This is a genomic window from Longimicrobiaceae bacterium (assembly GCA_035696245.1).
Taxonomy (GTDB): domain Bacteria; phylum Gemmatimonadota; class Gemmatimonadetes; order Longimicrobiales; family Longimicrobiaceae; genus DASRQW01.
The window spans coordinates 1-8,602 of record DASRQW010000401.1 but is presented as its reverse complement, the minus strand read 5'-3'; the positions used below and the strand labels follow the sequence as shown (position 1 = coordinate 8,602).

Annotated in this window: 8 protein-coding genes; 2 read left to right on the top strand and 6 right to left on the bottom strand. The window is 71.1% G+C overall.

What is annotated here, in order from left to right; translation table 11 throughout:
- Positions 1 to 357 precede the first annotated feature (357 nt).
- From VFE05_18045 to VFE05_18020, 6 genes are all read right to left on the bottom strand, one after another.
- Positions 358 to 1,368 (bottom strand): aldo/keto reductase, encoded by a 1,011-nt coding sequence (locus tag VFE05_18045; protein HET6231980.1) that lies wholly within the window; start codon positions 1,366 to 1,368, stop codon positions 358 to 360.
- Positions 1,365 to 1,598 (bottom strand): hypothetical protein, encoded by a 234-nt coding sequence (locus tag VFE05_18040; GenBank protein ID HET6231979.1) that lies wholly within the window; start codon positions 1,596 to 1,598, stop codon positions 1,365 to 1,367. The genes VFE05_18045 and VFE05_18040 overlap by 4 nt, the downstream gene beginning before the upstream one ends.
- A 375-nt stretch (positions 1,599 to 1,973) precedes the next feature.
- Positions 1,974 to 2,789: a DUF1206 domain-containing protein gene (locus tag VFE05_18035; GenBank protein HET6231978.1), complete on the bottom strand. Its 816-nt coding sequence runs from the start codon at positions 2,787 to 2,789 to the stop codon at positions 1,974 to 1,976.
- Between the two features lie 282 nt (positions 2,790 to 3,071).
- Entirely contained in the window at positions 3,072 to 5,288 is a 2,217-nt protein-coding gene (gene dcp, locus VFE05_18030) for a peptidyl-dipeptidase Dcp (GenBank protein HET6231977.1), read from the bottom strand.
- Positions 5,289 to 5,739: 451 nt separating this feature from the next.
- Entirely contained in the window at positions 5,740 to 6,693 is a 954-nt protein-coding gene (locus VFE05_18025) for a ring-cleaving dioxygenase (protein HET6231976.1), read from the bottom strand.
- A gap of 282 nt (positions 6,694 to 6,975) precedes the next feature.
- Positions 6,976 to 7,314, bottom strand: a complete 339-nt coding sequence (locus VFE05_18020; protein HET6231975.1) for a hypothetical protein — start codon at positions 7,312 to 7,314, stop codon at positions 6,976 to 6,978.
- A 442-nt stretch (positions 7,315 to 7,756) separates the two neighbouring features.
- On the opposite strand from VFE05_18020, the gene VFE05_18015 reads away from it, so the two are divergent.
- Both VFE05_18015 and VFE05_18010 read left to right on the top strand, forming a co-directional pair.
- Complete coding sequence (locus VFE05_18015) at positions 7,757 to 8,077, top strand: hypothetical protein (protein ID HET6231974.1); 321 nt, start codon at positions 7,757 to 7,759, stop codon at positions 8,075 to 8,077.
- A gap of 287 nt (positions 8,078 to 8,364) precedes the next feature.
- A complete protein-coding gene (locus tag VFE05_18010; protein HET6231973.1) occupies positions 8,365 to 8,565 on the top strand; it encodes a CsbD family protein in 201 nt (66 codons plus the stop codon).
- Positions 8,566 to 8,602: the final 37 nt, after the last annotated feature.

Here is an 8,602-nt window from a genome sequence, read left to right as displayed (position 1 = left end):
ACGACGAACCCCGCGCACCGTCCACCGGCGCGCGGGGTTGCGCCGTTTGGCTCCTTCACGAACCGCGAGTCAGCCTCCGCCGGTGCGGACCTGTGTGTCCGCCCGCCTTCCCGCAGCGTAGATGCCTGCGCGTAAAGATGTTGCCTCGCATGCCCAACCACGGGCCGACACGCAGGTCGGCCCCTACCCATCCGCGGCGATTTCGCTCGATCCGCGGCTACATCCGCGTCCGCGGCCCAGGCGCGATTCGCCCCACCCGACCTGGCGCGGCATCGCCGCCGTTAGTCCGCGAAGGCGGACTTTGCGCTTCTGTTGCAGCGGTTTCAACGGCCCGACGACGCCTCGGCCCCTCGCGCCTCACGCGCCCGGCCGCTCCGGACCTTCCCCCGCGCCGCTGCTGCGGATACCAGCCGCGATCTCGTCCAAGTCCGCATTCGTCAGCGTGAGCGATGCGGCGGGGATCCATCCGTCCACCTGCTTCGCGTCTCGCGCCCCGACGATGGCGGCCGTGACGCCGGGCCACGCGAGCGTCCACGCCACCGCGACGGCGGCGACCGTCGTCCCGTGCCGCTCCGCCACCGGCCGCAGCGCGTCCGCCAGCGCCAGGTTGCGCTCCAGCCCCTCGCCCTCGTAGTCGGGCGACATCCTCCGCCAGTCGTCGTCCGGCAGGTTCGCCGCGCGCTCGCGGGTGAACGAGCCGGTGAGCAGCCCGCTCTGCATGGGGCTGTAGACGATCACGCCCGTCCCGTGCTCCTCACACCACGGAAGCTCGGCCAGCGCCGTCTCGCGGCGGATGGCCGAGAACTGCGGCTGGAGGGTTTCCACGTGGCCCACGGCCTCCGCGCGGGCGAGCTGCTCCGCGTCGTGGTTCGACAGGCCGACCGCGCGCACCTTGCCTTCCCGCTTCAGCTCCAGCATCGCCCCCCAGTAGTCCTCCAGCGGCGTGCCGTCCTCCGCCGGCCAGTGCATCTGGTAGAGGTCGATCGTCTCCACCCGCAGCCGCCGCAGCGACGCCTCGCACTCGCGGCGGATGCTGTCCGGCCGTCCGAAGCGCCGCGGGTCGGCTGCCCGGTTGCTCTCGTCCCACACCAGCCCGCACTTGGTGAAGACGAACGGCCGGTCCGCGGGTGGCAGATCCATCAGCGCCTCGGCCACCACCTCTTCCGAGTGCCCCAGGCCGTACACCGCCGCGGTGTCGATCCAGTTCACCCCGCGCTCCACCGCGTGCCGGATCGCCGCGACCGAGTCCGCGTCGTCCTGGCTCCCCCACCCGTACGTCCACCCCGCCCCCCCGATCGCCCACGCGCCGAACCCCACCACGGAGCACCTCTTCACCACGCGCAACCGTCCCAGCCGCCCCAGCTTCACTCGTCTGCGAGCGCGTCGGCTTCCATCTGGGCCTTGAAGACTTCCCAGGCGTCGAGGTCCATGAGCTGGACGGACTCGATGCGGCGCGAGGGGTAGAGCGTGGTGGTCTCGCGGTCCATCACCCAGCCGTCGAACTGCTTGAGCTGCGCGTACCACAGGCTGCCGCTGTCCACCGGCACCGCGAACACCTCCGCATCGTCCAGCGTCACCGCGAATACCTGCTCTGCCATGGGAAAGCTCCTTCAGTGAAGGGTTGAGCGCGCCGCATCCCGCATCGTCCTTTCATCGGCTGGATGGAGCAGATCGCAGGGGTGTTCCGGAAGATGCGCAGCCGGGAGCCTTTCCGCATCCATTCAGTTTATCGGCGAGCTGACTTGCTCCCGATGATATTGCGCGTCGCGGCGATTGCCGGACTGCTCAAGACACGCGCGAAATCGGCTGAGGCGCGAGGATGGGCAGATGCATTTACAGGAGATGCGTTGACTGGGAGATGCGTAGACGGGGAGATGCGTAGATGGCAGATGCATCTACGGGAGATGCGTGAACGGGAGATGCGTCGCGCGTGTGCAGGGAAGCGCGGCCGGAGATGCGCGGACGCCGCGGCGTCAGAGCGCGCGGATGCGGCGGTAGCGGACGAGGAGGAGCTGGAAGGCGCCGAACGCGATGAGGCCGGCGGCCAGGATACCCAGCATCCACGACACCCCGCCGTCGTCCAGCGACTGGAGCGCCCCGCCCATGTCGCGCGCCGTGGAAGATGCGTGGCGGAGCGCGGCGTGCACCACGAACCAGCCCACGATTCCCAGCACCAGGCCCTGTGCGGCGATCCCCACGCGCCCCAGCGGCACCAGCCACCGCCCGTCTTTCTTGACGGCGTGGCCGGGATGGACGTGCTCGCCGAGCCGAACGCGATACGCGCGGTAGACCTGCACGACCGCGGCAGCCACCATCCCCACACCAACGGCACCCAACAGCCACCGCCCGCCGGGGAGCGCCAGCACGCGCCCGGACCACTGCTGCGCCGCGTCCCCCTGGCCGCCTCCGTGGCCGCGCAGCAGCTGGAGGGCGCCCGCCGCGAGCAGCGCGTGGAAGACGGCGCTGATGCCCCAGCCGGCGCGGTCCAGCCATCCGTCCAGGCTGGTGCCCAGGCGGTCGCTGTCCAGCACGGCCACCGCCGCTGCCCACAGCGCGTATCCGAACAGCCCGACCGCGACCACCGCCAGCGCCACGCTCCCGAACGGGCGCGAGGCGATCATGCCCAGCGCCGCCTCGGGGTCCGCGGCCTGTCCGCCGGGGCGCACCGCGGCACGAAGGGTCGCCCCACCCGCGATGAGGTACACGACTCCGCGCGCGGCGTAACCAAGCCGCGCCAGCCGTTCGACCCACGGCGCGGCATCGTGCATGACGTCCCTGGCGTTCTTCACGTGCTCGCTCGTTCGGGAGATGTGGACCGGCGCGTCGTCGGGCGCGGACCGAAGCAAGAGGCGAACCGCGGGTCGAAAGACCTCACACGGGGGCGCGGAGACGCGGAAACCTGCGGGAGGGCGAGCCGTTCTCCGCGTCGTCCGCGTCTCCGCGTGAGCCCGCCGTTCGGTATCTCGAGGAAGATGCGGAAACGCGGAGGCCCCGCCGCGCTCGCGCGCCGCGGGGCCTCGTTGCCTGCTCGCTGTCCGCCGATGAACGGCGGGACGGACGGCGTCACCCGGTCAGTGGCCGCGGCCGCCGGCGGGGTCCTTCAGGCCGCGCTCCTGCACCAGCGGCTCCACGCTGGGGTCGCGCCCGCGGAAGTTGCGGTACAGCGTGGCCGCGTCCTGCGTGCCGCCGCGCGACAGCACCATCTCGCGGAAGCGCTGGCCGTTGGCGCGCGTGGCGCCGCCGTGCTCCACGAACCAGTAGTACGCGTCGTGGTCCAGCACCTCGCTCCACAGGTACGCGTAGTAGCCCGCCGCGTACCCGCCGCCCCACACGTGCGCGAAGTACGGCGTGCGGTAGCGGGGCGGCACCTCGGGCAGGCTCACGTTGAAGCGCGCCAGGGCCTGGCTCTCGAAGGCGGCCACGTCCTGCTGCGGCGCGTCGGCCGGCAGCGAGTGCCACGCCATGTCCAGCAGCGCCGCCTCCAGGTACTCGGTGGTGGCGTAGCCCTGGTTGAAGGTGTGCGCTGCCTTGATCTTCTGCACCAGCGCCCGCGGCATGGGCGCGCCGGTGCGGTAGTGCTTGGCGTAGTTGGCGAACACGCTGGGTTCCAGCGCCCAGTGCTCGTTGAACTGCGAGGGGAACTCCACGAAGTCGCGCGGCACCGCGGTGCCGGACAGCGTGGGGTACTGCACCCGCGAGAACATGCCGTGCAGCGCGTGGCCGAACTCGTGGAACATGGTGGTCACGTCGTCGTAGCTGAGCAGCGCGGGCTGGCCCGGCGCCGGCTTCTGGAAGTTGGCGACGTTGAACACCACCGGCTTGGTGCCGAACAGGCCGGACTGGTCCACGAAATTGTCCATCCACGCCCCGCCGCCCTTGTTGTCGCGCTTGTAATAGTCGCAGTAGAACAGGGCCAGCGAGCTGCCGTCGGCGTCGAACACCTCGAAGACGCGCACGTCCGGGTGGTAGACGGGAATGTCCTTGCGCTCCTTGAACGTGAGCCCGTACAGCTTGTTCGCGGCGAAGAAGACGCCGTCGTTCAGCACCCGGTCCAGCTCGAAGTACGGCTTGATCTGCGACTCGTCCAGGTCGTAGCGCGCCTTGCGCACCTGCTCCGAGTAGTACTGGCGGTCCCACGCGGCCAGGCGGGCCCCCGGCACGTCGCGCGAGAGCAGCGGCTGCATGTCGGCCTGCTCGGTGCGCGCCTTGGCGGTGGCGGCGGGCGCCAGGTCGGTCATCAGCCTGATGGCCGTCTCGGGCGTCTTCGCCATCTGGTCGTCCAGCCGGAACGCCGCGTAGCTGGAGTAGCCCAGCAGGCGCGCCCGCTCGGCGCGCAGCTGCGCCAGGCGGCGCACGATGGCGCGCGTGTCGGTGCTGTCGCCCTTGTCCGCACGGCGCGTGGACGCCTCGAACAGGCGCTGGCGCAGGGCGCGGTTGCGCAGCGACGCAAGCGCGGGCTGCTGCGTGGTGTTCTGCAGCGGCAGCACCCACTTGCCGGGCATGCCGCGCTGGTTGGCCGCATCTTCCGCGGCGGCGATCTCCGGGGCGGCCAGGCCGCGCAGCTGGGTGCTGTCGTCCACCACGACCGCGCCGGCCTTGGTCGCGGCCAGCAGCTTGTTGCTGAACTCCGTGGTGAGCCCGCTCTCCTCCTGGTTCAGCGCCTTCAGCCTGGTCTTGTCCGCCTCCGAGAGCTGCGCGCCGGCGCGGACGAAGTCGCGGTAGTAGCGCTCCACGAGCCGGTTCTGCTCGGCATCGAGGCCGAGCGCGGCGCGGCGGTCGTACAGGCTCTTCACGCGGCGGAACAGCGCGTCGTTCAGGTAGATGGCGTCGAAGTGGCCCGCCAGCTTGGGCGCCTCCTCGGCCTCCACCTTCTGGATCGCGTCGTTGGTGTTGGCCTGCGTGAGCGCGTAGAACACCTTGCTCACGCGCGTGAGCAGCCGGCCGGAGCGCTCCAGGGCCACCAGCGTGTTGTCGAAAGTGGGCTCGGCCGCCTGGCTGGCGATGCCCTCCACCTCGGCCAGGTGCTGCCGCATGCCCTCTTCCAGCGCCGGCTGGAAGTCCGCGTCGTGGATGCGGTCGAAGGGCGGCGCCTGGTACGGCAGCGTGCTGGCCGCGAAGAACGGGTTGGCGGGGTCCAGGCCGGGGGCCGGCGCCGGGGCGGGAGCGGCGGCCACGGGCGCGGGCTCCGCGGGGGGCGGGGTCTCGGCGTTCTCGGCGCGCGGGCCGGCGTGGGCGCAGCCGGTCACGGCCAGGCCCGCGGCGATCAGCAGGGAACGGGATCGACTCATGGAGATGGTGTCCTCGGGGTGAGGTGCGGCGCTCCGGCGAAGGCCGGGGCAGACCTGTAGAATGGAGCGCGGACCGGGCGGATGCAAGCCGCCAAGCCACGCGCCACGGCGCGCCGGTCCCGGCCGCGCATCCGCATCCCGCACGCGGGCGCAGCTAGGACACGCGCCCGAGGCCCGGAGTTCCGCGCCCACCGCCGTACATCTCCAGTCCCGGCAAGACGATGCCATCGATTGGAGCCGCAGGCGCGAACCGGCATTGACGGATATCACGCGGAGCCGCGGAGAACAACACTTCTTCTGCTGTTCTCCGCGCCCTCCGCGGCTCCGCGTGAGCCTGCCGTTTCGGATGGGAAGTGGACGGGAGGCAGCGGAAAAGGTGGATGAAGAAGGCCCGCGGGCTTCTCGCTCCGGCGGGCCTTCTTCAGGTTCGGTGGATGTCGATCGACGGTGGTCAGTCGATCGGCTTGAGGCCGGCGAGGATGGCGGCGCGGCGCGGCTCCAGGAACGGCGGGAGCACGACCTTCTCGCCGAGCGTGGCGGCGTCCTCGTCGACCGCGAAGCCGGGGCCGTCGGTGGCGATCTCGAACAGGATGCCGCCCGGCTCGCGGAAGTACAGGCTGCGGAAGTAGTACCGGTCGATCTCGCCGCTCGTGGGGATGCCCAGCTCGGCCAGGTGCCGCGTCCAGCCGTGGTACTCCTCCTCGTTCGGCGTGCGGAAGGCCACGTGGTGCACGCCGCCCGCGCCCTGCCGCGCCACGGCCAGGTCCGGCTGCACCGCCACGTGCAGCTCCGCGTGCGGGCCGCCCGCGCCCATCTCGTACACGTGCACGGTGTGGGACGCGTGGTCCGGGTGCGGGTACTCGCGCACGCGCCGCATGTTGAGCGCGCGGGTGAGCACGGCGTCGGTGCTGGGCAGCGCGGGCACGCTCATAGTGATGGGGCCCAGCCCGCGCACCTGGTGCCCGGCTGGCACCGGGCTGGCGTCCCACGAGGTCCCCGCGTCGCCCTGCCCGCCGTCGTCGATCAGCGAGAGGCGCTGGCCTTCCGCGTCTTCGAAGTCCAGCGTGAGACGCCCGTCGCGCTCCGCCACGCCGCCGTGCTGCACGCCGTTCTCCGCCAGGCGCGCGGCCCAGTAGTCCAGCGCCGCCGCGCCGTTCACGCGCAGCGCGGTGCGCACGATGCTGCGGGTGCCGCGGCGCTCCGCCGGCACGGGCCAGTCGAAGAACGTCACGTCGGTGCCCGGCGTGCCCACGGCGTCGGCATAGAACAGGTGGTAGGCGCTCACGTCGTCCTGGTTCACGCTGCGCTTCACCAGCCGCATCCCCAGCACCTGCGTGTAGAAGCGGTGGTTCTCGCGCACGTTGCCCGTGATCGCGGTCAGGTGGTGGATACCGGTCAGCTCCATGACGCCCTCCGTCTGTTCGTTTTCACTGCCGCCGCATGCGGACTTTCCGCCGGACAAACATCTCAGTGCTAAGATATATACGAACGCGCCCGATCTGGCAAGCCATGCCGCTCCGACGCCTTCGCGGTTCGAGTCCGATCAGGTATGCGTACCTCGCTCTCTTGCCACCGCCAATCGGTAGATGCGGTTGGTTCACCGCATCAAGAAAGCTGCCGCCGGCTGCGAATCGCGAAGCTCTGAGCGAGTTTTCAGTAGGTGGTGATACTGGAGATGCGCGGCGGTTCAGGTGGCGGAGACCTTGCCCACGGGGTGTGCGCGCTCGCAGAGCTGCTGGAGGTCGCGCTCCGAGCCACGCTCCCAGCAGACGGGGATGGGCGACAGCCGCCGCTTCCGCGACCCGCTCTCGAAGGTGAGCCAGCCGCACTCCAGGCCCGCGCCCAGGCGGGTGAGCCGGAGGCGGCGTTCCTCGCGGCGGCGTTCGTCGCCCGCGTACAGCAGCACCGGCTCGGGGCTGCGGCGGTCCGTGCCGCGGCGGCGCTCGTTCTCCTGCCGCAGGCCCGGGACCACGCTCCAGACCTGCCAGTCCGCCCCGTCTGCGTCGCGGAAGGTGCGCAGTGCCATCGCCCGCTCAGCCCCGCGCGGCGGCGAACGCGCCGGCCGCGGAGCTCACGCCCGGGTGTTGCGGATGCGCGCCCGGGCGGCCCGTGGTCTCGTTCGCGGTGGTGCGGTGCGTCGCTCGTGCGGCAGCGGCCAAATCCGTGCTCCGGGGCTGGGTGAAGAACCGCAAGGGCGGGGTGCGTTCGCAAGTGGCGTACCATCAACCACTTGCGCGAAATGTTCCCGGCCCGCTGCCGCCGGGGGCCCAGCAGCGGCCGGTCTCGTGGAGATGCTGGGGACGTACGACTGCATGATAGCACGGTGAAAGCGGTTGCACGACCACACGGTAGAGACGGCGGGGCAGGCGAGGCGGAGCGCTGGCAACCGGTGGGTTCGGGCACGGGGCCTGCATTCATCACCGGCTCGCACTTCCGCAGTCCAAGACCCCGGTCCCGAATCACCCGGCATGACAGAGAAAGCAACGGCCCACAATCCGTGGGAGGTGTTCTACGCCACCTTCCACGACCTCACCTCACACCTTCCGCAGCTCACCGCCACGGGATCGCGCCTGCCGCCGGACTCGCCCGTGCAGCGCGCGCTTGCCGAAGCGGAGCGGCGCGCGCTCCAGACGGCGTGGAAGGTCCGCGGCGAGTCGTACGCCAAGGCGTTCGAGCTGGCGGCGGACCTGGCGGCTACCGCGCAGCACTGGCTCCGCAGCGACGGGGTGAACCGCAGCGCCCTGGCCGCCCAGCTCGCCGAGCGCAGCGCCGTCGCGGTCCCCGGCTGAGCAGCCGCCGGTCGGGCCGCCGCGGCATCGCATCGGCCGGGATCCGGTGGAGACGGCAGATCGTCGGGCTGCCCTTCATCTCCCGAATCACTGCGGGTGCTCGGAATCCGCCGAGTCGTCCGCGATGGTTTCGGGATGATGCCGATTCGTCGGAGGGGCGGAGGTCCAGGGCGGGTGGAGGTCCGTCCGAGGAGGCGCATCTCGTTTGCGGTACGCTACTTGCTTTTCCGGGAGGCAACCCGCGGATGCGGTGTGGAACGGCCGGTTTCCCAAGCTCAAGGATCGCCATGGCTGACAAGACGCTGACCGAGGACGGCATGGACAACTCCCTCGAGGGCAAGGGCAACGACCTCAAGGGCAAGGTGAAGGACGCCGTGGGCGGGCTCACCGGCGACACCAGCCTGCAGGGCGAGGGCAAGATGGACCAGGCCAAGGGCAAGATCCAGGACGCCTTCGGCAAGGCCGAGCGCAAGCTGGACGGCAACTGACCCTCACCGGGCCGGAAGCAGCAGCGGGGGGGGGGGG